This window comes from Streptomyces sp. NPDC058955 (assembly GCF_042741435.1).
Classification (GTDB): domain Bacteria; phylum Actinomycetota; class Actinomycetes; order Streptomycetales; family Streptomycetaceae; genus Streptomyces.
The window spans coordinates 17,251-37,970 of the sequence record NZ_JBHYKM010000037.1 but is presented as its reverse complement, the minus strand read 5'-3'; the positions used below and the strand labels follow the sequence as shown (position 1 = coordinate 37,970).

22 protein-coding genes and 3 pseudogenes are annotated in these 20,720 nt (G+C 70.4%); 13 read left to right on the top strand and 12 right to left on the bottom strand.

Translation table 11 applies throughout. The features are described 5' to 3' along the window. Nucleotides 1–85: 85 nt before the first annotated feature. The 3 genes from ACFW1I_RS16975 to ACFW1I_RS16965 all read right to left on the bottom strand — a co-directional run bounded on the left by ACFW1I_RS16975 (nucleotide 86) and on the right by ACFW1I_RS16965 (nucleotide 1,788). The gene (locus tag ACFW1I_RS16975) at nucleotides 86–685 is read right to left on the bottom strand and encodes a dTDP-4-dehydrorhamnose 3,5-epimerase family protein (RefSeq protein ID WP_384670436.1); all 600 of its coding nucleotides are present in this window, start codon (nucleotides 683–685) and stop codon (nucleotides 86–88) included. Nucleotides 686–772: 87 nt separating this feature from the next. After that, on the bottom strand, nucleotides 773–1,525 hold the full coding sequence (locus ACFW1I_RS16970; RefSeq protein ID WP_384670419.1) for a BTAD domain-containing putative transcriptional regulator: 753 nt from the start codon (nucleotides 1,523–1,525) through the stop codon (nucleotides 773–775). A gap of 68 nt (nucleotides 1,526–1,593) precedes the next feature. Further along, a complete protein-coding gene (locus ACFW1I_RS16965) occupies nucleotides 1,594–1,788 on the bottom strand; it encodes a hypothetical protein (protein WP_384670418.1) in 195 nt (64 codons plus the stop codon). A gap of 414 nt (nucleotides 1,789–2,202) precedes the next feature. On the opposite strand from ACFW1I_RS16965, the pseudogene ACFW1I_RS16960 reads away from it, so the two are divergent. Beyond that, nucleotides 2,203–2,765: pseudogene (locus ACFW1I_RS16960) on the top strand (IS5 family transposase); the annotation flags it as partial. A gap of 49 nt (nucleotides 2,766–2,814) precedes the next feature. On the opposite strand, the gene ACFW1I_RS16955 reads toward ACFW1I_RS16960, so the two are convergent. The 3 genes from ACFW1I_RS16955 to ACFW1I_RS16945 form a co-directional block, all read right to left on the bottom strand. Continuing rightward, nucleotides 2,815–3,141 carry a hypothetical protein gene (locus ACFW1I_RS16955; RefSeq protein ID WP_384670416.1) on the bottom strand — a complete coding sequence of 109 codons (327 nt, stop codon included), beginning with the start codon at nucleotides 3,139–3,141 and terminating at the stop codon, nucleotides 2,815–2,817. Between the two features lie 247 nt (nucleotides 3,142–3,388). Further along, the gene (locus tag ACFW1I_RS16950) at nucleotides 3,389–4,198 is read right to left on the bottom strand and encodes a hypothetical protein (RefSeq protein ID WP_384670415.1); all 810 of its coding nucleotides are present in this window, start codon (nucleotides 4,196–4,198) and stop codon (nucleotides 3,389–3,391) included. Between the two features lie 269 nt (nucleotides 4,199–4,467). Continuing rightward, a complete protein-coding gene (locus ACFW1I_RS16945) occupies nucleotides 4,468–5,190 on the bottom strand; it encodes a hypothetical protein (protein WP_384670413.1) in 723 nt (240 codons plus the stop codon). Between the two features lie 125 nt (nucleotides 5,191–5,315). On the opposite strand from ACFW1I_RS16945, the gene ACFW1I_RS16940 reads away from it, so the two are divergent. The 3 genes from ACFW1I_RS16940 to ACFW1I_RS16930 all read left to right on the top strand — a co-directional run bounded on the left by ACFW1I_RS16940 (nucleotide 5,316) and on the right by ACFW1I_RS16930 (nucleotide 7,249). Further along, nucleotides 5,316–6,473, top strand: coding sequence for a helix-turn-helix domain-containing protein (locus ACFW1I_RS16940; protein WP_384670412.1), 1,158 nt, complete (start codon nucleotides 5,316–5,318; stop codon nucleotides 6,471–6,473). A gap of 124 nt (nucleotides 6,474–6,597) precedes the next feature. Continuing rightward, the gene (locus ACFW1I_RS16935; protein WP_384670411.1) at nucleotides 6,598–6,963 is read left to right on the top strand and encodes a VOC family protein; all 366 of its coding nucleotides are present in this window, start codon (nucleotides 6,598–6,600) and stop codon (nucleotides 6,961–6,963) included. A gap of 16 nt (nucleotides 6,964–6,979) precedes the next feature. After that, nucleotides 6,980–7,249, top strand: coding sequence for a DUF1905 domain-containing protein (locus tag ACFW1I_RS16930; protein WP_384670410.1), 270 nt, complete (start codon nucleotides 6,980–6,982; stop codon nucleotides 7,247–7,249). 242 nt (nucleotides 7,250–7,491) lie between these two features. On the opposite strand, the gene ACFW1I_RS16925 is transcribed toward ACFW1I_RS16930, so the two are convergent. Continuing rightward, nucleotides 7,492–8,100 (bottom strand): helix-turn-helix domain-containing protein, encoded by a 609-nt coding sequence (locus ACFW1I_RS16925; protein WP_384670409.1) that lies wholly within the window; start codon nucleotides 8,098–8,100, stop codon nucleotides 7,492–7,494. Nucleotides 8,101–8,219: 119 nt separating this feature from the next. On the opposite strand from ACFW1I_RS16925, the gene ACFW1I_RS16920 reads away from it, so the two are divergent. After that, entirely contained in the window at nucleotides 8,220–9,038 is an 819-nt protein-coding gene (locus ACFW1I_RS16920; protein WP_384670408.1) for an MBL fold metallo-hydrolase, read from the top strand. 120 nt (nucleotides 9,039–9,158) lie between these two features. On the opposite strand, the gene ACFW1I_RS16915 is transcribed toward ACFW1I_RS16920, so the two are convergent. After that, a complete protein-coding gene (locus ACFW1I_RS16915) occupies nucleotides 9,159–10,124 on the bottom strand; it encodes a DUF5937 family protein (protein ID WP_384670406.1) in 966 nt (321 codons plus the stop codon). A 77-nt stretch (nucleotides 10,125–10,201) separates the two neighbouring features. Between ACFW1I_RS16915 and ACFW1I_RS16910 the strand changes: the two genes are divergently transcribed. After that, nucleotides 10,202–11,056: an alpha/beta fold hydrolase gene (locus ACFW1I_RS16910; protein WP_384670404.1), complete on the top strand. Its 855-nt coding sequence runs from the start codon at nucleotides 10,202–10,204 to the stop codon at nucleotides 11,054–11,056. Between the two features lie 275 nt (nucleotides 11,057–11,331). Here ACFW1I_RS16910 and ACFW1I_RS16905 read toward each other — a convergent pair whose 3' ends face one another. Next, nucleotides 11,332–11,589: a hypothetical protein gene (locus ACFW1I_RS16905; RefSeq protein WP_384670402.1), complete on the bottom strand. Its 258-nt coding sequence runs from the start codon at nucleotides 11,587–11,589 to the stop codon at nucleotides 11,332–11,334. Between the two features lie 239 nt (nucleotides 11,590–11,828). Beyond that, nucleotides 11,829–12,389 carry a GNAT family N-acetyltransferase gene (locus ACFW1I_RS16900; protein ID WP_384670400.1) on the bottom strand — a complete coding sequence of 187 codons (561 nt, stop codon included), beginning with the start codon at nucleotides 12,387–12,389 and terminating at the stop codon, nucleotides 11,829–11,831. Between the two features lie 212 nt (nucleotides 12,390–12,601). Here ACFW1I_RS16900 and ACFW1I_RS16895 point away from each other — a divergent pair. Next, nucleotides 12,602–12,982, top strand: a pseudogene (locus ACFW1I_RS16895) (transposase family protein); the annotation flags it as partial. Here the strand turns inward: ACFW1I_RS16895 and ACFW1I_RS16890 are convergent. Further along, nucleotides 12,954–13,523 (bottom strand): SMI1/KNR4 family protein, encoded by a 570-nt coding sequence (locus ACFW1I_RS16890; protein WP_384670399.1) that lies wholly within the window; start codon nucleotides 13,521–13,523, stop codon nucleotides 12,954–12,956. The pseudogene ACFW1I_RS16895 and the gene ACFW1I_RS16890 overlap by 29 nt on opposite strands. 535 nt (nucleotides 13,524–14,058) lie before the next feature. Here ACFW1I_RS16890 and ACFW1I_RS16885 point away from each other — a divergent pair. Next, nucleotides 14,059–14,463 (top strand): RidA family protein, encoded by a 405-nt coding sequence (locus ACFW1I_RS16885; protein WP_384670398.1) that lies wholly within the window; start codon nucleotides 14,059–14,061, stop codon nucleotides 14,461–14,463. A 32-nt stretch (nucleotides 14,464–14,495) separates the two neighbouring features. On the opposite strand, the pseudogene ACFW1I_RS16880 reads toward ACFW1I_RS16885, so the two are convergent. Next, nucleotides 14,496–14,600 (bottom strand): annotated as a pseudogene (locus tag ACFW1I_RS16880) (IS5/IS1182 family transposase); the annotation flags it as partial. Nucleotides 14,601–15,685: 1,085 nt separating this feature from the next. Here ACFW1I_RS16880 and ACFW1I_RS16875 point away from each other — a divergent pair. From ACFW1I_RS16875 to ACFW1I_RS16855, 5 genes are all read left to right on the top strand, one after another. Continuing rightward, complete coding sequence (locus ACFW1I_RS16875; protein ID WP_384670396.1) at nucleotides 15,686–16,252, top strand: TetR/AcrR family transcriptional regulator; 567 nt, start codon at nucleotides 15,686–15,688, stop codon at nucleotides 16,250–16,252. A gap of 107 nt (nucleotides 16,253–16,359) precedes the next feature. Then, nucleotides 16,360–17,964: an MFS transporter gene (locus tag ACFW1I_RS16870; protein WP_384670395.1), complete on the top strand. Its 1,605-nt coding sequence runs from the start codon at nucleotides 16,360–16,362 to the stop codon at nucleotides 17,962–17,964. Between the two features lie 84 nt (nucleotides 17,965–18,048). Then, nucleotides 18,049–18,516 carry an SRPBCC family protein gene (locus ACFW1I_RS16865; protein ID WP_384670393.1) on the top strand — a complete coding sequence of 156 codons (468 nt, stop codon included), beginning with the start codon at nucleotides 18,049–18,051 and terminating at the stop codon, nucleotides 18,514–18,516. A gap of 142 nt (nucleotides 18,517–18,658) precedes the next feature. Then, nucleotides 18,659–20,011, top strand: coding sequence for a carotenoid oxygenase family protein (locus ACFW1I_RS16860; protein ID WP_384670391.1), 1,353 nt, complete (start codon nucleotides 18,659–18,661; stop codon nucleotides 20,009–20,011). A gap of 117 nt (nucleotides 20,012–20,128) precedes the next feature. Continuing rightward, the gene (locus tag ACFW1I_RS16855; RefSeq protein WP_384670390.1) at nucleotides 20,129–20,626 is read left to right on the top strand and encodes a hypothetical protein; all 498 of its coding nucleotides are present in this window, start codon (nucleotides 20,129–20,131) and stop codon (nucleotides 20,624–20,626) included. Nucleotides 20,627–20,720 lie beyond the last annotated feature (94 nt).

Sequence of the window (20,720 nt, the reverse complement as noted above, 5' to 3'; positions counted from 1 at the left end):
AACTCCCTGGACAAGATTGCGGTGGTGACTCGCCGGCGGTGCGACATGGTGTTCCGCGCCACGACGCACGGGAGGACGTGGCGCCTCAGACAAGACGCGGTCCGGCGGATGCCAACGCCTGTTCGTAGGTGGGGAGCAGACCGAGCTCGACCGCCTCGGCGAGCGTCGGGGCCGCCGCGTCCTTGTCCGACGTGATCGGAGGGCCGTCCAGCTTCCAGGGGATTCCGATCGCGGGATCGAGCGCCTGGACGTCGATCATCGTGCCCGGCACGTACTCCGCGCCGCAGAGGTAGTTCATGCACGTGTCGTCGGTCAGGGCGAGGAACGCGTGGCCGATCCCGTCGGCGAGATAGACGCCGATTCCGGTCGCCGCCTCCTGCAAGGTCACGTCGTACTGGCCGAACGTCGGCGAGCCGACCCGCAGGTCGACCGCCACGTCCATCGCCGCGCCCCGCACGCACGTGACCAGCTTCGTCTGACCGGGCGGAATCGTGGTGCCATGAATGCCGCGCAGCGTGTTCTTCTTGGAGACCGAGTAGTTCACCTGACGAATCTCGAAATGATGACCGGTACGCCCGAGGAGTTCGCTGAACTGCCACGCCTCGTAGAAATGGCCTCGCCGGTCCGGTAGGTGGTTCGTTCTGATGCGATACGCCCCTGGGATGGACGTCTCCGATATCTCAATACCGGGCACGGTGGTGTCCTTCGTTGGCCGGCAGGAATGGATGACTGGTGAAGACGGCGGGAATCAACCGAGCGCCGAACGGAAGGGTCATGAAGTGACGGTGCCGGCGGCCAGGTGGCGGCGCTGCGTCTTGCCGCCGCCGACCGTGCGCAGGAACTGGAGCTCGTCCAGCCGGTCGTTCAGAATGAACTCCTGCGTCTCCTGCAGGAAACGGCAGGGCTCCAGGCCCAGCTCCTCGCGCAGTGCCTTCCGCGCGGCCTGGTAGACATTGAGGGCGTCGGCCCTCCGTCCGGACCGGCTGAGCGCCTCCATGAGCAGCGCGTAGAAATCCTCCCGCAGCGGGTACTCCGCGGTGAGCGAGTAGAGGATCCGGATGGCTTCCCGTGCCTGGTCCGACGCCAGCAGCGAACGGGCGAGAAGTTCCACGCACTCGACGCGCAGCTCTTCGGTCCCGTTGGCGAACTCCTGGATGATCGGTCCCTCGAAGGACGACGCGTGCACGGGTTCGCGCCAGAGCGCCAGCGCCCGCGTCAGGCTCTCGGCCGCCGCGGCGTGGTCGCCCATGCTCATCTGCAGCCGTCCCTTGTCCGAAAGGGCGGTGAACACGTTGAGATCGAGCTCGTCCCGCCCCAGGTTCAGGACGTAGCCGGGGGAGCGGGTGGCGATACAGTCCCCGCTGAGGGACAGCTTGTTGAGGATCTTCCGTAACTGCGACACATAGACGTGCAGCGACGCGTCCGCGCGCACAGGCGGGGCCGCGCCCCACAGCTCCTGCGCCAGCTGGTCCAGCGAGACGACCTGCCCGTTGCGGACCAGTAACGTCCTCAGCAGGACTTCCATCTTGTGTGTTCCGACCGACGACGTCTCGCCGCCGACCGATATGCGAACAGGCCCCAGAAGCTCGTACCTCAAGCCATGCCCCCCGGAATCAAGGGCATGCCTGAGCTGCCCGCTATGACGGCAAGCGTGTCGGTCGTGGTGCGGAAGGTGTCGAACTGAGCCGCGTTCGCGGCAGGGACGGAGAGCGCGGCCGCAACCGGCCCGGCGGTGGGGGCGATCGGGCGGACTCGTCTGGCGATGCAGCTGTGGATGCTGGCGCGCATGAATCTTCACTTTCCCGTGAGGAAAAACCCACCCTGTCGTGGGCAGGACTGTGAGGCGCCGCCGGGAAACACGAGGTGGACGCGTGGGGGAACGCCCGATTCCGGGGCCACACCGTGATCCTGACAAGCGCTTCCAGCGAGTCTTCCCGCTCGGGCGAGGATGCTGCAAGGGCGCGTTCCGGCCACTACGTGTGCACACCACGTAGCTTCCGCAACGTTCCCGAACCAAGGTCAATACCCTTGATCCAGGCCCTGGTTGACCCGTCCAAGAGCCCAGCGCGAACGCGACGAAGCACACCCCGAGGCGCCGCCCGCCGAGCCCCCGGCGCCGCCCGCCGCGGCCACCACCCGGACGGCGCCGCTGGACGAAACGTGGCCACCACCCTCCGACGCCGGCGGCGGGTCTTCCGGAGGCGGGGCGGGCGGTGGAACGATTACCCGCACCGTGCTCAACGGGATCATGTTCCGGATCCGCACCGGCGTCCCATGGCGTGACCTGCCGGAACGATACGGCTCCTGGAAGTCCGTCCACGAGAGGCATTTCCGCTGGTCGGCGGACGGCACCTGGCGCCGGATCCTGCAGGCGGTCTTGGCCCACGCCGATCTGGCCGGCCGGATCGACTGGGGCATGGCCGGTGTCGACTCGACCTCCTGCAGGGCCCACCAGCACGCGGCCGGAGCCCGTAAGGCCGCACCCGCGGGTCCCGAAAAGGGGACGACGCCCCGGCACCACTGCCCTGATGAAGGGCTCGGACGGTTCCGGGGCGGGCTGACCTGCAAGATCCACCTCGCGGGGGAAGGCGGCTGCCGCCCGATGGCTCTCCTGATCACTCCGGGCCAGTGGGGCGGCGACGGCCCACAGATGATCGAGGTCCTGGACCGGATCCGGGTTCCCCGCCCGCTGGGGCGGCCGACCCCGGACGCGGTCCGACCACGTCGGCGGCGACAAGGCATACAGCTCCCGCCGAAGCCAACGCAGCAGCAGTCCGCCTCTGGCTCAAGTCGTGAACTACCGGGACCGATCTCTCAGAATCCCGGGACGGGGATGAAGCCCGGCCACCACGAGGGCACACCGCCAGGGCACGGAGGAGTGGCGGCGCCCTCCCAGAAGATCGAGAGGACGCACCAGAGAACACCGAGGAGCGTCACCGCGAGTGCCAGGGCATGGAGAAGGGGACGGTTCCCAAGAAGACCGCCCACCGCGACCCAGACCAGCAGCAGGACCGTCCAGAGGCCAGGGATGAACAGCCACAGCAGGAAACCGCTGTTGGCCGCGTTGCTCACCCCCACGTCACAGGCGGTCCACGACCTGCCCAGAAGCATGGCAGCGGATCCCGCGAGCAGCAGAGTCACCGCTGCCCCGAGCCACCCGTACAGCCGTCGACTCCCCACAGACCTCCCGTTCACCATCCGCTGCGGGAAGCACCGGATCCCCACCGCTCACCACTGCCACATCCCCCGACACTGGCCGACAGGGAACGGACACCTCTGGATGCCAGCAATCACATGATCCGCCGGACGGTGCCTACGCGGGTGACATGGCGATGTCGCAGACCCCCACCGTCCGTACGCGAGGGGTTGCTGCGTTCAGTGCTGGAACCTAGCCGGTGGTGGCTCCGGCGTGTCGGGCCTCCATCGCGGCGATCACTCGCTGCCGGGCCAGCCGGCGGGCCTGCTTGAGCTTGGAGTCGGCCAGCAGGAGGGGTACGAACCAGATCCAGCCCCACACGCTGTAGGTGACGGTGCCGGTCAGTACCAGCACCTTGTTGGTAGCGAGTACCAGCACGAACGTGGTGACGTACGCGGCCACCCGATAGCGGACCAAGAGCCGGAGCGGGGCCTGCCACGGACCGGCCAGCAGCTCCAGCGCTGCCGCGACCTCGGCGGCCCGCAGGTCCTCCGGGTGGGCGGGCGCCTGGCCGCCCCGTTCCAGGGCTTCAGCGACATCGGCACTGTGGGACGTCAGGGCCGCACGATCGGTCCGCGCGGCAGCCGTCCTTTCCCGTACGTCCTCCCAGTAGCCCCGCCCGGCCCAGTCGAGCGCGGCCGCCACCCGTGCCGCCTCGGGCGACCCCGCAGGCGCCAGCCCCGCGATCCGCTCCTTGAGCCGGTCCACCCGAGCGGCGCGCCCGGGGTACGTCCACGCGTCGGCCCGGAGGCACAGCTCCAGGTAGGAGACGAGCAGCCCGAGGTCGTCCGGCCACTGAGCCAGCCCGGCCTCGTAGGCCTTCTCCGCCTCGTCATCGTGGTCGTCCTCGTCCTCCGCCGCGTGCGCGAGGCCGAGCCACCGGTAGAGCACCGGATCGGGCCCGAGTTCCCCCAAACCGGATTCGGCCAGCTTCCGGACCTCCGTGAAACCGCCCACTGCGAAGAGCTCCTCGCAACGGGCGGCGTATTCGTCATGTGTCATGCTTCCCGCCCCAGTCGATCAGGGGATCCACTTTCAGCCACACGAACCCGCTGGTCAAGAGCGTTGGCAGGAGCCTGAGGCTCAATCCCGCCCCCCTGCTTCTTGCCCCCTGCCCGCGGCCCCTGCTCGGGAGGGGACTCACTCCTTGCCACCGCCGACGATCGCCCCGCGCGGGAGACGCTCGAACCTCCTCAGACAGGGTTGGTTGGGGGCCCGCCGCAGCCCTCGGGGCAGGCGTACGGCGGAGCCCAAGGCGCCTCGTACCAGCGTCAGGCGCGCCACACCTCGGCCGCGGCGAGGAACGCCGAAGACGACGGGCGGGTCGGAGTCCCTCCCAGCCTGATCTCGCCCGGCTGGACACGGCCGTCGACGCGTGCTCGGGCACTCCCGCACGGGCCGAAGACCAGGCTCAGGCTGTGTTCCACGCCGCCCAGCGGGAACCGGTCGGTGGCGAAGGCGCGCCGGTCGAGCACCTCGGCCATGCGCACGTCGATGCCTCCGCCCCGGGCCTGCAGCCCGGACGCGAGGTCGAGCCGAACCTGGACCGCGGACCGGTGGAACCGGGGAGCGGACCAGGGCAGGCCGTCGAGTTCGGGGAAGTGGCGGACGAAGTGATCGGCCAGCCAGAGCGTGAGGTGCGGATCCTCCCCTACGGCCCTCACCCCGTCCGGCCGCCAGAGCACGAGGGCGTTCCCCGCTCCATGGGTGGACCACTCCACCTGCCAGATGGAGAGGTAGGCCGTGCACGAGCCAGACGCGTCGAAGAGCTGGAGGCCGGGGTTGGCGCCCACCAGAATCGGCTTGCGCAGCGCGGGGTCGTCGTCCGAAGCGTTGCCCACAGCCGAAGCCGAAGCCGAAGCCGAAGCCGGGGTGGCGGTGGCCAGGAGCCCCATCGCGCCGAAGGCGGTGCCCATGCGCACGATGCCGCGCCGGCTGACGGCGGCGGCAAGCCGGTCGCGGTCGGATCCCGTAGGTGTTCGGTCGGAGCTCAAAGCGCCTCCTCGGTCGTGGTGACACGGTCGCGGATCACCATCCGGCGGTGGCGGCGATGACGTCCACGCATTCGAGGCCCTTCGAATCCATCGGCCCGCCCCAGCGGCGATGCGACACTCACGGGATGGCGATGAGGGTGCGACTGGACGCACAGGCGTGGAGCAGGTCGCGGTTCGCCACGTCCGCGGCCATGGAGGTTCTCGGCGTGCTGCGGCACCGCGGCCGGCATCCGGCCGCTCACGCACGGGAGTGGTACGCCCGTGCGCGGCGGGCACTCCCGCCCGGGCAGCTGGCGCTGCTGGAGGCGCTGGTGCCCGCCGATCACAGCTACGCCCCGGACTTCCTGACGCCTGTGCCGCGCCAGGGCGAGTCGACGGGCGACGTGGCTGCCCGCATCGCGGCGACCCCGGCAGAGGAGGTCGACTACCAGCTCGACATCGCGATCCGCGGCCGCCGTGTATGGCCCCACGTCCTCGCGCTGCATCGGAGCGAGGCGGTCTACGAGCGGTGGCGGCGGCCGATGCCCCCGGCGCTCGCGCTGGTGGCACGCGACGGTGGTGCCGCCGTGGCGACCGCCGCCGCGACGGCGATGGCGACCCTGTTCGAGTCCGTACTCGCGCCGGACTGGCCACGGGTCCGAGCGGTTCTGGACGCCGACATCGGCAACCGTGCCGACCGGATGGCCGCGCACGGCGCGGCGACGGTGTTCGGCGATCTCGGCGAGCGGATGCGGTGGACAGGCACCGAGCTCGTACTGGAGCGCCCCTACTCCGGGATCATCGACTGGGCCGACGAAGGAGTCCTCTTCGTGCCGGCCACGACGCATGTCGGCCCGGTGCTGTTCGCTGCCGAGCGCCCGCACCCGCCGGTGCTGATCTACCGGGCGCGCGGCATCGGGGCCCTCGGGGAGCGCCCGGCGGGCGCGGCGGAATCGGCGCTGACGGAATCGGCGCTGACGGGACTCGTGGGCGTGACCAGGGCCGCGCTGCTGACTCTCCTCGACGCACCCGCGTCCACGATCGAACTGAGCCGGAGGACCGGCTGGAGCAGCGCGACCGTCTCGTACCACCTCGGCATTCTGCTGCGGGCGGGACTGGTCGACCGATACCGAAGAGGCCGCGTCGTCCACTACGCCAGGACCGGCCTCGGAACGGCGCTCGCGGCATCATCGACGGAAGAGCAGGCGTCCCGCGCCACGCACCCGCCGTCTCAGGTCCGCACCGACAGTGCGACGACGCCCGCCGTCAACCGACGGTCCGGCCTCCCGGGCCGACGACGCTAGTGCGGCATCAGGGAGCACCCACCCCTGCCGACGAGCCCCGTCCTCTCGGACTTGGAGGCCGGCGATGAGTTTTCCCGTCCGCCTCCGTCTTACCTGGTGAACACCGAGGAATCGGAGGCACGGGATGAGCAGGACCACCCGCATCACACACGTGGCCACGGTCGGGATGCGCGTCACCGACCAGCAGAGAGCCATCGAGTTCTACGTCGGTGACCTCGGCTTCGAGGTACGCCGGGACGTCCCCTTCGGCGGCGGGCGCTGGATCGAGGTGGCACCGCCCGGGGCGACCACGACGATCGCGCTCGTTCCCGAAGGCGTCCCGGCCGGCATCCGTCTCACGACACCGGACGCCGACGCCGCCCACGCTGACCTGCGCGGACGCGGCGTCGATGCGGATGCGGAGGTCCTGCGGGCGGGGCCCGGGGTGCCGCCCATGTTCGCTGTGCGTGACCCGGACGGCAACGACCTCATCCTCATCGAAAACCCGTGACCAGGAGGCACCCGAGATGGACAAGCAGTTCACCGCGACCTTGCGGAAGAGCCCGAACAAGGGCGGCTGGACCTATGTCGTGTGGCCCGAGTCGGCAGAGTTCTTCGGCACCCGCGGCCTGGTGAAGGTCCGGGGCACGATCGACGGTCACCCCTTCCAGAGCTCGTTCATGGCCCTGGGCGACGGCACGCACAAACTGCCGGTGAAGGCGGACGTGCGCAAGGCGATCGGCAAGGAGGAAGGGGACACTGTGACCGTCCGCCTGGAGGAGCGGCTGGACGCCTGACATCCGGGACGTTCGAGCAGCCGCGATGGGGCGCGCCGTTTCGGCGCTGCGCACCGTGCACGTCGTGCAACGACGACACCTGCTGCGTTGACCGGCTGCTTGCCGGACTCCCCGTGCGTACTCGTCGAACCGGGGACTCGGCGGGATCTCAGCGATCGCAGTACGCCACTGGAGCCGGTAGACGCCAGCGGCGGCGCGACCGGCGGCAGCGACCTCCCTTCAGACCCGCCACCCGCCACCGCTCAGGTTCTGCGCGAAATGACCATGATGTATTGGCAGGGAGCGTCCGTTCGGTTGGCGAAGCCGTGGTCGGCGTCGGCCTGGAAGAACAGGGAGTCGCCCGTGTTCAGGGTCTCGTTGATTCCGCCGATCGCGACGGTGAGGCTGCCGTCGAGCACCACGAGTTGTTTCTCCGTACCCGGCGGATACGCGGGCAGCAGGCCGGTGGAGACCTGCGCGGGGAGGTAGTGGACGACCATCTCGGCTCCTCCCGCGCCCGGCGCCGCCGACACCATGTGCCGCTCGAAGCCGGTGTCCGGGTCACGGAAGACGGGCCGATCGCTCTTGCGCATGACGACGGCCACACCCGACGCGGCGGCAGCCGGCGCACCGATCAGGTCCGAGAGCGACGCGCCGAGCGCGTGGGCGATCCTGGAGGCGACGCCGATCGTCGGGCTCTTCTCGCCGCGTTCGACCTTGGACAGCATCGCCCGGCTGACCGACGACTGCGCGGACAACTGCTCCAGCGTCAGGCCCGCCTCCTCACGGCGACGCCGCACGTTGCCGCCGAACGCGCCCGCCAGGTCGTCACCGTGCTGTGGTCCGGCCGCGATTCCGTCTTGCTCGACCACCGTGCTCCTCGATCGGATGGGTACCTTGCCGCGCTGGCACAGTGTAGGGCGTCTCCTAAAGAAGATGCTGTATCTTCTATCGAAGATCCGCGATGTGCGCCCAACTCAAGGGAGGCTCCATGCGTTTGATCTCAACTGGCCCGCTCCATGCCACGTTCGCATTCGGCGATCTGCAGGTGATCTCGTTGCGAGACGGGTACATCGACATGCCGCCGACACGGCTGCGCGACGAGCGTGGCTGCACGCTCGACGAACTGCCGGCCGCCGTCCCGCTGGTCGGCGACAACTTGCGGCTGTCGGTCAACGCCTTCTTCGTCACCGACGGCACGCGGTCGGTTCTCATCGACACCGGCGCGTCCAACGCCTGGCACGACCCCACCATGGGATTGATCTACGACGCGCTCGATGAAGCGGGAATCGACCGCGCGCACGTCACGGACGTGGCCATCACCCACCGGCACGAAGACCACGTGAGCGGCCTGATCGCGCCGGACGGTTCGGAGGCGTTCACCAAGCTCGAGCGCGTGTGGATCGGCGCGGGCGACACCTCGGTGTTCACTGGGCGGCTCGAGCCGATCCGCGACCGGGTCGTGCCCGTGTCGGAGAAGGTAGCGATCCATGAGTGGGTCACCGCCATCCCCACGCCCGGCCACACGCCGGGTCACTGCGTCTACGACGTCAGGAGCGGCACCGGCCACCTTCTCGTCTGGGGCGACACCGTGCACGTTCCCACGCTTCAGTTCGATCAGCCCGACGTGTCCTGGGAGTTCGACGGCGACCAGTCCCAGGCCCGCGCCGCCCGAGCGGCCCTGCTCCGACAACTGACCCGACCCCACCACTTCATAGCCGGCGCCCACCTCGACTCACCCGGCATCGCCCGCGTCACTCCTTCCGGCACCGGCTACGCGCTGGAGTACCTCGCCCCACCGATCGGCTGATCGACGGATGGGCGGATCGACGGATGGGCGGATCGGCTGATCCGCTGATCCGCTGATCGGCTGCGATCTCGGGGTCCGTCCATCGCGCGGCGCCCGGAGCGGGACGTCCCCTCGCCCAGGTCAGCCCGACGGCCGGGCCGTGAGCGCCGTACCTGTCCGCGTGCGCAGGTGCACGGCCGTACGGCCCGTACGGTGGGTCGTCACCAGTCCCGCACCGCGCAGAGCGGCGAGGTGCTGGGAGACGGCGCCGGCGGTGACACCCACGCGGGCGGCGAGGTCCGGGGTGCTCAGGGGTTCGCCGAGCTCGGTGAGCAGCGCGGCGCGAGTGCGGCCGAGGACGGCGCTGAGGCCGGCGGACGTCGGGCGGGACTGTTCCCAGAGCAGCCCGACGCCGGAGGCGGGGTAGCGGATGGAGGCGGCGGTGCGCGGAGAATAGTCGACGATCACGTCCGGCCAGCCGAAGACGGAAGGCATCAGCACCAGCCCGTGCCCGCCCGCCTCGACCGTCCACGCCGCACCCGAGCGGCGGTGCCCGCGCACCATCAACTCGCCCTCCCGCCACACCACATCACTGTGCAACTGAGTGAAGAGCCCCTCCACCCCGCCGTCCACCAGCGCCACAGCGCGCCGACCCAGGTCCGCCTCCAGCACGGCCCGCATCCGCCCCCAGCGCGGGGCCACCAGCCGGGCGTGGCAGCGCGTCAGCGCATCGGCGATCCGCTCCAACAGCACCGCCGGGGCGGGCAGTTTCCCGACCTGGCCGCCCAGTGCGGCGACGCACTCCACCGCGACGTACGCCGGGTCCGTCGACCGCAGGTCGGCCACCTCGGCGTCGAACGCCGGCAGGCGCTCCTCCGGCGCCGGGAACAGGAACGACGGCAGGCAGCCTTCGAGCAGCATCCGCAGCAGCGGCAACTCGGGCTCTCCCGCCAGCACCGGCTGCGCCTCGCGCACCCACGGCCGGTGCACCTCGTGCCCGCCGACACCGAGCGCCGCCCGCACGCCGAGCACCGTCTCGGCCAGTGGCGACACCGCGAGCCGCACCCGCGCCACCTCGGCCGCCGAGAGCCGGATCTCCACCGCCATGCCCACCCCGCCCGCTGATCGTTTAGCTGTGGCTGAACGATAGCCGGGCCCGGTCACCAGCCCCCAGGCTGTCCGTCATGGAGTTCTTCACCTCGTACGACGGAACCAGGCTCGCCTTCCGCACGCTCGGCGACGGCCCGCCGCTGCTCTGCCTCCCCGGCGGCCCCGGCCGCGCCGCCGCATACCTCGGCGACCTCGGCGGGCTGTCGGCCCACCGCACCCTGATCCTGCCCGACACGCGCGGTACCGGGGCCTCCGCGATGCCCGCCGACCTGGCCACCTGCCGTATCGACCGCCTCGTCGCCGACGTCGAGGCGCTGCGCCACCACCTCGGCCTGGACCGCGTCGACCTGCTCGGCCACTCCGCAGGCGGCAGCCTGGCCATGCTCTACACCGCCACCCACCCCGACCGACTGGACAGCCTGACCCTGGTCTGTCCCTCCTTCGCCGCCGTCGGACTGCCGTCCGACACCGGCGCGGAGGAGGTGCTCGCCGCCCGCGCGGCCGAGCCCTGGCACAGCGAGGCCGTGACGGCGTACCGGCACATGAAGGCCGCGAACACCTTCGCCGAGGCAGCACCGTATCGACTCGCCTTCGAACCACTGATGTACGGCCGCTGGGACCGAGCCGCCCGCGTTCACGCCGCCGCCGACCCCGCCCAGCGGGCGATCCCCGTCAGCGAGCACTACTACAAGGACTACACGCCCGACACCGAGGACCTCCGGCGCCGCCTGGGAGCCCTGCCTTGCCAGGTGCTGCTGCTCGCGGGCGAGGTGGACCTGTGGCCCACCGCCAAGTCCGCCGCCGACGCCGCGTCGCTCTTCCCCGAGGTGACCCTCGGGACCCAGCCGGGCGCCGGCCACTACCCGTGGCTGGACGATGCGCAGGTCTTCACGGCGACGGTGGAGGGCTTCGTCTCCAGCGCCACCTGACAGCACGCTCCGAGCAGCGCGCGGCCCCGTCGATCGACTCGCCTGCCGACCGACCAGCGACTACGAGGTCACCTCCGCGCCCGGCGGCCAAACCCGGCGGCGAGACCGGGGCCAGCGCCGCAGCGAACCTGTCCCCTTGCGCCCCCGGGCGCAGGCGACGGGGCAGCAGTCCCAGGCCCGCCTCGCGGGAGGTCTCGCTCCCCTCACCACTCCGCCGGCAGCAGGCTCTGGGCGTCGACCGCGCATCGGCGCTCCACCTGACCGCCCACAAGCGGTCAGATTTCGTAGGGCCAGACCGTGACGTTGCCCGGTGCCACGCGGACCTCGACCCAGGCCCCTTCGACAGCATTCGGCAGAGGGGGGTCGGCAACATCGAACAGGATCACCGAGCCGCCCACGTCAAGAACCGCGCCCCCGCCTTCGTCGTGGCTCAACCGCCCACGAAAGACGACGCGGTCGCCTTCTTCGCGAATCTCGGGCGATTCATCAGCGCTTGCCCAGGCATTCTCCGCCCAGATGATGTCCTCACCCACGGTCCACTCCACATGATGCTCTCCACCCACTGCCTGAGGTGCCCCCTGCCAGAGCACCACTGCGGTGCCCACAGCTGAGTGCACTCGGACGAACACGGGCCCCAACCGGGCCGATTGCACTGCCTCTACCCTGACCAACACCGAGTCATCATCCTCGCCCGGTGGTGGCCGCAGTCGGGCAGGGGACCGTGAAGCGAGTCATCGTCAAGAGTCGTGGACGTGGACTGGGCCGTTGATGTCTATCGAGGCTGCGCCCACTCGGTCCGGGTGAGTTCATACTCGACTTCACCGTGCTCGGAGCCCTCGATCGCCTCCGGCCAGTCCCCGGTGAAGTTCCGGACGAAGGACAGGCCCGATTTCTCCATGACGCGACGGGAGCGGGCGTTGACGGCCATGGTGTTCGCGGTGACCCGCTCGACCCCGAGCTCCGCGAACCCCTTGTGGACGAGGGCCCGGGACCCCTCGGTGGCATAGCCATGCCCCCACGCCACCTGGTTCAACCGGTAACCGAGTTCGACCACGGCGGGGCTGTGCTCCTCCAACGGCCGGAACTCGAACCAGCCCAGGAACGTGCCGGTGCCCCTCTCCTGCGCGGCCCAGTAACCGCGGGTCTCCCAGCACGGGTAGTCGTGCAGGAGCCGCGGCAGGGTCCGCGTCTCGATCGACTCCCGACTCCTGGGGCGGCCACCGTTGATGAAGCGCATGACCTCGGGGTCGTTGTCCAGGGCGAGCAAGTGGTCGATGTCGGCCGCCGTGAACGCGCGCAGGACGAGCCGGTCGGTCTCCAGGAAGTTGGGCATGTCGCGATCTTCACCACGGGCAGGCCGGGCCTGCCACTGATTTTCCGCCCGGCGGCAGGCGGTGGTGTTCATGCCGCGCGGGCCTCGGAGCTCGAACAGGCACCGCGCTCGAAGCGGGCGCGGGCCCGGACGAGCGCGACCAGGTGAAGTTGCGTCCACGGCCCGCCGGCGTTGCTGGTCTGACGCGATGAGCTTGAAGCCCATGGCGAGGGCGGCGGCCCGGCTGCCTGAAGGTGCAGGTCGTGGCCGATCCCACCGGCAAGCTGCTGCGGATCCCACCTGCGGTGCCCGGCCGCACTCACGACCCGACCGTGGCCCGCGCCCACCACATCATCCGGAGCTGCGAACGCCAGGGCGTCCCTGTGCTCGCCGACCACGCCTGCGCCGGGGCCGGCTCTCGGGCGACCGCACCCATCGGACGGCTTTCTGGCCGGGACCTCACCAGAACCCAGCGGAGGATCAACCGAGCCCTGTCAGCGGCACGAGCACCGATCGAACGAAGCATCACCCGACGCAAGTCCTGGCAGATCCTCCGCCGGGCCCGCTGCCGTGCCAAGAACCGCCTCACGACCACACAAGTCGACCTTCGGTGAACCGACAGACCGGGGAGCCTCCATCGGCGATCCTCGTCAGCGTTTTTGCCAGGGAGTCGAAATACGCGGCCATCGACTCGTACTCGCCCGTGACCGTGACGTCACCCACGAACCAGCTGCCGACGCGCCCGTCCCGCACATCGATGAACTTTCCGCTCCAGCCGTCTTGGTCCGACAGGAACGGGATCCACTCGTTACGCCAGAACGGGTTGTCCGGCTGATCCGGAGGGTCGAATCCACAGGACGTGGAGCGATTCGCGTAAAGTCTCTCCATCGCCCGGACACCCAGAAAGAAGCTGCCCTCGTCGGGAAACCCGTCGAAGCCGCAGCACATCACGTCGTCGTCGAGATTCTCCTCCGGCAGATCCAGATTGTTCTGCAACAGCCACGTCCGCAGGTCCCCATGCAGGGAGATCCCCATCCGCCCTTCGGCTGCCGCGAGCAGCTGCTCCGTAGCAGGCCCCGGCAGATCCGCGTGATCGGCCGGCGCGTGCTCCCGCAGAAGACTCATCACACGCGACCAACTCTCAGCCACACTCATCGCCCTCTCCCCTGTCCTCTCTCCAGGGATGACTTCGTCCGACTACGCCACTGCGGACGTTGAGAAGTACCGGCCGGAGAACCTTGCAGGGATGGTACTTCGAGCGCGTGTTCCATCCTCTCCGCGCTCATCGTCCGTCCCGAAGCGCCGGGCCGACCCCTCGGCGAAGTGCCCGCGCGCGACCTCTCACAGAGAAGCCCCTGTGTCCGGCGGCCCCAGCCGAACCGCTTCCAGAACTCAAGCGCGGGCCACGGCGTCACCCTGGGGTGGGGAAGCCGAAAACGCTCAGCGAGCCTCTTTCAGCCTCACATCTGCGGCCGGAGGGTGTGGAAGGAGGCAGGGCCTCGTCGTCGGCGTACAGGATCCACTCATCACTCCGGCGCCCGGAGGAGCCCAATGCAGCCGATTTTGTGCGCCCAGAGAACACTTGGAAGGCGCTACCAGACAAGCATCGTTTGTGTGGACCAGTAACTTCTATGCGAAAGGGGCCTGTCTGCAACTGACGGTTCCGCGCGCTGTATCAAGGGAGTGAGTCATGAGTTCTCAGGTGAAGGCATTCGGGTTCGGCATGCCGTGGGAATCGTTGTACGGGTACAGTCAGGCCACTCAGGTCGGTGACACGGTTTATGTGTCGGGGCAGCTGTCTCATGACCGTCACGGCGACTTCGTGGGTGCCGGCGACTTCGAACTGCAGGTCCGCACCACGCTGGAGAATCTGGACCTGGTGCTGAAGCAGTTCGGGGCCGAGCGTAGCCAGATAGTGGAGACCACGGTTCTGGTGAGGAACCTGCGGGAGAACTTCGACACGACAGCACGCCTCCACGCCGAGTACTTCGGGGGGCATCGGCCCGCGAGCACGGTCATGGGCGTTTCCGACTTGGCGCTGCCGGACCAACTCGTGGAGATCGGCGCGCTCGTGCGTCTCGATGTGAAGCCATAGGCGAGGAGGCCGGCCGATTCCTTCGGCCTCTTTCATCCTGAACAGTTGCAGGTCAGCAGCGTATGGACAGTTTGGACGATGGTGCCGATGCGGCGGGTGGAGCATATAGCTCGCCGGAGCAGCCGCCGGGCTTTCAAACCGTTGCTGCTGCAGCTCCGTGTGCAACTCCAGAGAGTTCGGGCACTCGGTGACTTGCACTGGTGCGAGCATGCTCGGCTCGCTCGGGCGTGAAGCCGTATTGCGTCGAGGATGGTTTGGGGAGCGAGGTGAAGACCTGGCTGATGTCCTCGGCGGTTTGCCAGAACGGCTCGGTCGGAGGCGTGTGCTCCGGCGTGTTCCCCGGGGATGCCGCAGCCCGTGGAGCAGCAGGTCTGCCCGTCCGGACGGACGTAGCCGGCGTACGGCGTGTACGTACAGCTGGGCCACTGGCAGGAGGGGAGAGCTCGGGCCCCTTACGCGCCAGGGTGTCAGTTGGGGAAGCTGTGGACGCGTCGGGCGACCGCGGTGGGATGGCGCGGAGGACGTTCACAGCGGCGACTGACTCTGACCTCATGCCAGGGGTAGCCACGGTGATGACTCCGCGTCGGGGTCGAGGGCGGGCGGGGGAGTCCTGCTTCGCGCGCATGGAGAGGGCTGTTCAGAGCCCGCCAGCGACGCCTGCGTGGGGCTTGTTTCCTGCTTCGTGTGGTGGTGCCGGATCCTGGGTCGCCTGGGTCGCTGACCGCCGAGCTGACGCTGCCTGTAGTTGTCTACTCCTCGCGCCCGGGATCGGGTCGCGGTGTGGTCACCATGCTCACCCGGCCCGTGCAGGTGAAAGAGCGGGTCGGAAGTGTTGCTGCGCGCTGAAGGGAGGTGATCACGGCGGTTCCCCCGGAAGGGGCTGACGGAGCGGCGGCCCGGGTGCTCGGGCCGGCCCGGGGGAGGGGCCGCAGGATCTGCGACCTGGCCGCGCCGGGGAACGCTGATGGACGCCGCGCTGACCGGCCACCGCCGTGTACCTCTTGGGGGTGCCTCGCCGCACGGACGGGGAGCGGCAGGTTCGGGACCGCCGACCGGGCTCACCGCCCGTGCAACTGCTGCTGCCCTCCCCGCCCCGCGAGACCTCCCCGCCCCGCCGGCCCTCAGCTGCCCGCCACCCCTCGGCGGCCCCGCCGGGCCTGGTCGGCCCTCGGCCCCCGGTCCTGGGTTGACGGCGAAGAAGTGTGAGTGGTTAATTACTCCTATGCAGAAGGAACGGCAACGACAGCTCTCCACGTCCGAGGAGCGCCGCGAGACGGTGCTCAGCACGGCCATCGGCGCCTTCGCGGCTCGGGGGTACTTCGGGACCACGACCACGGAGGTCGCCAAGGCGGCCGGCATCTCGCAGGCGTACGTCTATCGGCTGTTCCCGAACAAGGAGGCCCTGTTCGCGGCCGTCGTCGAGCACTGCTTCGTCCGGGTTCGCGCCGCGCTGGAGCAGGGGGCGGCGGAGGCGGAGGGCAGCTCGCCGGAAGCGGTTCTGGGGTCGATGGGGGACGCGTACGCCCGCCTGATCAGCGACAACGATCTCCTTCTCGTCCAGTTGCACGCCCAGGCGGCCGCGATCTCTGAGCCGGTGATCCGCGAGGCGGTCCGCGCGGGGTACGCCCGGGTCGTGGAGTACGTGCGCGGCGCGTCCGGCGGGGACGACCGGCAGGTCCAGGAGTTCTTCGCGGTCGGGATGCTCTGTCACCTGCTGGTCTCGCTCGATGCGGAGGCGGTGGACGCGCCCTGGACGCGGACGCTCGCTGCGGGCATCACCCACTACTGACCCCGCCCGGGGTTCACGGGCGACCGTGCCGGTCCGGCCGGCGAGGTCGCCCTCTCTCAGAGCCAAAGAGTGAGTGGTTAACCACTCAATAGATTGGGGGGTAGGTCATGGAACGCACAGGGGAGCGGTCGAAGGACGCGGAACGGACGAGCGGGGACACGCGCCTCCTCGCCGCACCGGCCGCCGCGCAGTTCGTCGTCGTGCTGAGCACGTCCGTCGTCAACGTCGCACTGCCTCCGATCCGCGACAGCATGACGCTGTCCGACACGGACACGGCCTGGGTGGTCAACGCGTACGGCCTCGCGTTCGGGGCGCTGCTGCTTCTCGGCGGCCGGGCGGCCGATCTGGCCGGGGCTCGGCGGGTCCTCGTCGCCGGACTGGGACTGTTCGCCGTCGCCTCGGTGGCGGCCGGTCTCGCTGCCACGCCCTGGCTGCTCATCGGCGCTCGCGCAGCCCAGGGCCTCGCCGCCGCCGCGGCCGCGCCGGCCGCCCTCGCCCTGCTCGTCCGGCTCTTTCCGCCGGGCGCCGGCCGGGCCCGAGCCCTCGGGGCGTGGGGCGCGGTCTCGGGGGCCGGCGGTGCGGCCGGGGTGCTGCTCGGCGGGGCGCTGACCGAGGCGTTCGGCTGGCCGTGGATCTTCCACGCCTGTGCGTTCGGCGCGGCCCTGACCCTCACCGCCGCGCTCCGTCTCCTGCCGCCCGACGCCCGCCTCGCGGATCACGGCGCGCACGGCGGGCGACGAGAAGGCTCCGTACGGCTGGGGGATCCCGGACGGCCCGGAGGAGTCGGACGGCCCGGAGGAGTCGGGCGTCCCGGGGGAGTGGGGCGTCCCCGCGCCGACGTCCTCGGCGCCCTGTCCGTCACCACCGCGATCGTCGCCCTCGTCCACGGACTGACGGCGGCCCGCGGACCGGGCTGGACCGACCCGTACATCCTCGGGACGCTCACCGCGGCCGGAGCGCTGACCCTCCTCTTCCTGCGGACCGAACGGCACCACCCGGACCCGTTGGTGCCCCGCGGGCTCCTCCGGCAAGGGCTGGTCGCCCCGGCCAATCTCCTGACGGCCCTCCTGGGCGCGGTGTGGGCCGGACTGTTCTTCTTCCTGCCGCTGCTCCAGCAGCAGGTGCTCGGCGCGAGCGTCCTCACAGCCGGCCTCACCCAGATCCCGCTCGCCTTGGCCGCCAACATGCTCGGCGCCGCCCTCGCCCCGCGTCTGGACGGCAGGTTCGGGCCGTACCGCACCCTCGCCGGCGGGTTCCTCCTCCAGGCCGCCGGATCGACCTGGCTGGCGTTCCTGAGCACGCCGGGAACCAGCGCCATCACCCTGACCGGCCCAACCGTCCTCATCGGCCTCGGACTCGGCATCGCCTTCGTGCAGCTCACCGCAGCCGCGGTCGGAGGCGTCCGTCCGGCCGACGCCGGAGCCGCCGGCGGCCTGGTCAACACCTCACGCCAGCTCGGCGGGGCCGTGGGCATCGCCCTGCTCGGCACCCTCGCCACGGCCCTCACAGCCGTCCCCTCGGCCGACGTCGGCAGCGGTGGGGCAGCGGGGCTCGCCGAAGTCCACCGTACGGCCTTCCTCCTGGTGGCCCTGCTCGCCGCCGCGGCCACGGCGCTCACCCCGCTGCTGTCCCGCCGCGCCGTAGCGACACGGGCCGTCGCCCTTCCCGCCGCCGACACGCCCACCTCCCACGGCACGCCCCACGACTCGTAACCCGAGCCCCACACCCCGTACACCCGTACACCCGCACATCCACATACCCCGCACACCCACAACAACCCCATGAAGGAGCCCTTGATGAACCACGAGACGACTCCCCGGCCGACTCACACGATCGACGAGACCGCACCCGCCGTCGTACGACTCGCCACCACCGTCCGCGCCCCGCTCGCCACGCTCTGGGACCTCCACACCGACGTCAGCGTCTGGCCGAGTTGGAACCCGGACATCACCCGCGCGGAGTGCTCCGGTCCGCTCGCCGCCGGGTCCGTCTTCCACTGGCACACCCACGGTCTCGACATCACCTCCACCGTTCTGGAGCTCGTACCCGGCCGCCGCGTCGTCTGGGGCGGCCCCGCCCACGGCATCGAGGGCATCCACGTGTGGACCTTCGAGGAGAGCGCCGACGGCACCGTGACCGTCCGCACCGAGGAGTCCTGGAGCGGTGCCCCCGTCGACGCCGAGCGCGAGGCGCTCGGCCTGGCCCTTCGGCAGTCCCTGGAGAACTGGCTCGCCGCCCTCAGGACGACCGCCGAACGCGCCTGACCACCCCCGGCTCGCCCTCCCACCCGACTCATCACCGGCCGCCCTCCCCACCCGTCCGTAGACCACCCGGCTGCCGTCCCCACCCGTCCATGGACACACCTGCCCACAGACCCACCCGTGCCGAACCGGAAGGAACCCCGTCATGACCGCCAAGCCCTACCTCACCGGCCACTACACCCCCGTCGCCGACGAGACCACCGCCACCGACCTCACCGTCGAGGGCACCCTGCCGCCGGAGCTGACGGGGCGCCTGATCCGCAACAGCCACAACCCGAAGCCCGGCATCACCCCCACCCACTGGTTCAAGGGCAGCGGCATGGTCCACGGCATCCGCCTCCGCGACGGCCGCGCCGAGTGGTACCGCAACCGCTGGGTGCGCACCCCGGCCCTCGACGGCGCCCCCTACATGACCGAGCACGGCCCCGACCTGACCGCCAGCACCGCGGGCACCCACGTCATCGAGCACGCCGGCCGCCTCCTCGCCCTCTGCGAGTCCGCCCTCCCCTTCGAGCTGACCCCCGAGCTGGAGACCGTCGGCGCCTTCGACTGGGACGGCAGGCTCACCTCCGCCATGACCGCGCACCCGAAGGCGGACCCGGCCACCGGCGAGCTCCATTTCTTCGCCTCGTCCCCCTTCCCGCCCTTCCTGATCCACCACGTCTCCTCGCCCGACGGGACGGTGCTGCGCAGCCAGGAGGTCCCCGGCGCGACCGCCGCCCTGAAGCACGACTTCGCCCTCACCGAGCACCACGTCGTCTTCATCGAGGGCTCCGTGGCCTTCGACCCGGCCGAGCTCTCCGGTATCCCGTACGCCTGGAGCGACGAGCAGCCCACCCGCATCGGCGTCATGCCCCGAGGCGAGGGCGGCGCCCGGCGCGTCCGCTGGTTCGAGATCGCGCCGGGGTACGCCATGCACCTCGCCAACGCGTACGAGGACACCCGCGGCCGCATCGTCGTCGAGGGCCCGGCCGTCGGCCGCGACGGCTGGCAGCGTTCCTGGAACTGGTGGGTCGGCGCGACCGACCGCGGGGCGGAGCCCAACTCCGGCTCTCGCTCCACCCGCTGGACCGTCGACCTCGCCGCCGGCCGCGTGACGGAGGAGCGGACGGACGACCTGACCGTCGAGTTCCCGACCATCAACGACGCGTTCCTCGGCCGGGAGCACCGCTACCAGTACGCGCTCTCCTTCCCTGACGACCTCGGCGACGGCACCCACGCCCTGGTCAAGTACGACCGCGTGACCGGCGCCCGGCAGCTGAGGCCGTTCGGCACCGGGCGCCTCCCCAGCGAGGCGGTCTTCGTCCCGGCCGGCACGGCCACCGAGGAGGACGGCGGCTACCTCCTGACTGTCGTCGGCGACCTCACCACCGACAGCTCCCGCCTCCTCGTCCTCGACGCCTCCGACCTGGACCTGCCCCCGATCGCCACCGTCCACCTCCCGCGCCGCGTCCCGGCGATGATCCACGGCTCCTGGATCCCGGACACCGAGCGATAGACCTACGTGACTCCTCTCCACACGGGCGGGCCGGGACACACCCCGGCCCGCCCGCCCGCCTTCCACACAGCGCAACGGCGGCGCTGTCGTGACCGACGCGTTTGGAATCATGTCCACATGGACTTCGACCTCACCCCGCCGACCGGCGTCGGACCGCTGCGGATCGGCATGACTCGGCACGCGGCCAACGCAGCGCTGGACTCGCTCCGCGATCTCTCCGCGATCTCGGACTCCGACCGGCCCGGGCAGCACGTCGTCCGTCCCAGCGGGCTGATGGTCAGCATCCACTGCGTGCGAGACACGCTCGAAGCCATCGAGCTGTGGAGGCCGTTGTCCCAGACGGACCGAGTGCTGTTCCAGGGCGTGGACGTGTTCGCGCCTCCGGCCCGCGAGGTCGTCCGGCGCATGGGCGAGTTCACCTCGATCGAGGAACATCCTGACGACGATGCCTCATTCGTCGCCCCGGACTTGCTGCTGAGCTTCTGGCGTCCCTTCGCAGCCGACGACGAACCCGAGGAAGAACAGGGCTACCACTTCAGCTCGGTCCTGCTGGCGCGCCCCGGCTACTACGACACCCCTGCTCAGGCCGCGGAGCGACTCCAGCAGAGCCCGTGACGGGCCCGCCGGGCTACCGGCAGGACCGTCTCCGCAAGAGGGAGGAAGGCCGGGCCCGGCCGTGGTCGGCCTGGCCATGCACGACGCTGCGGAA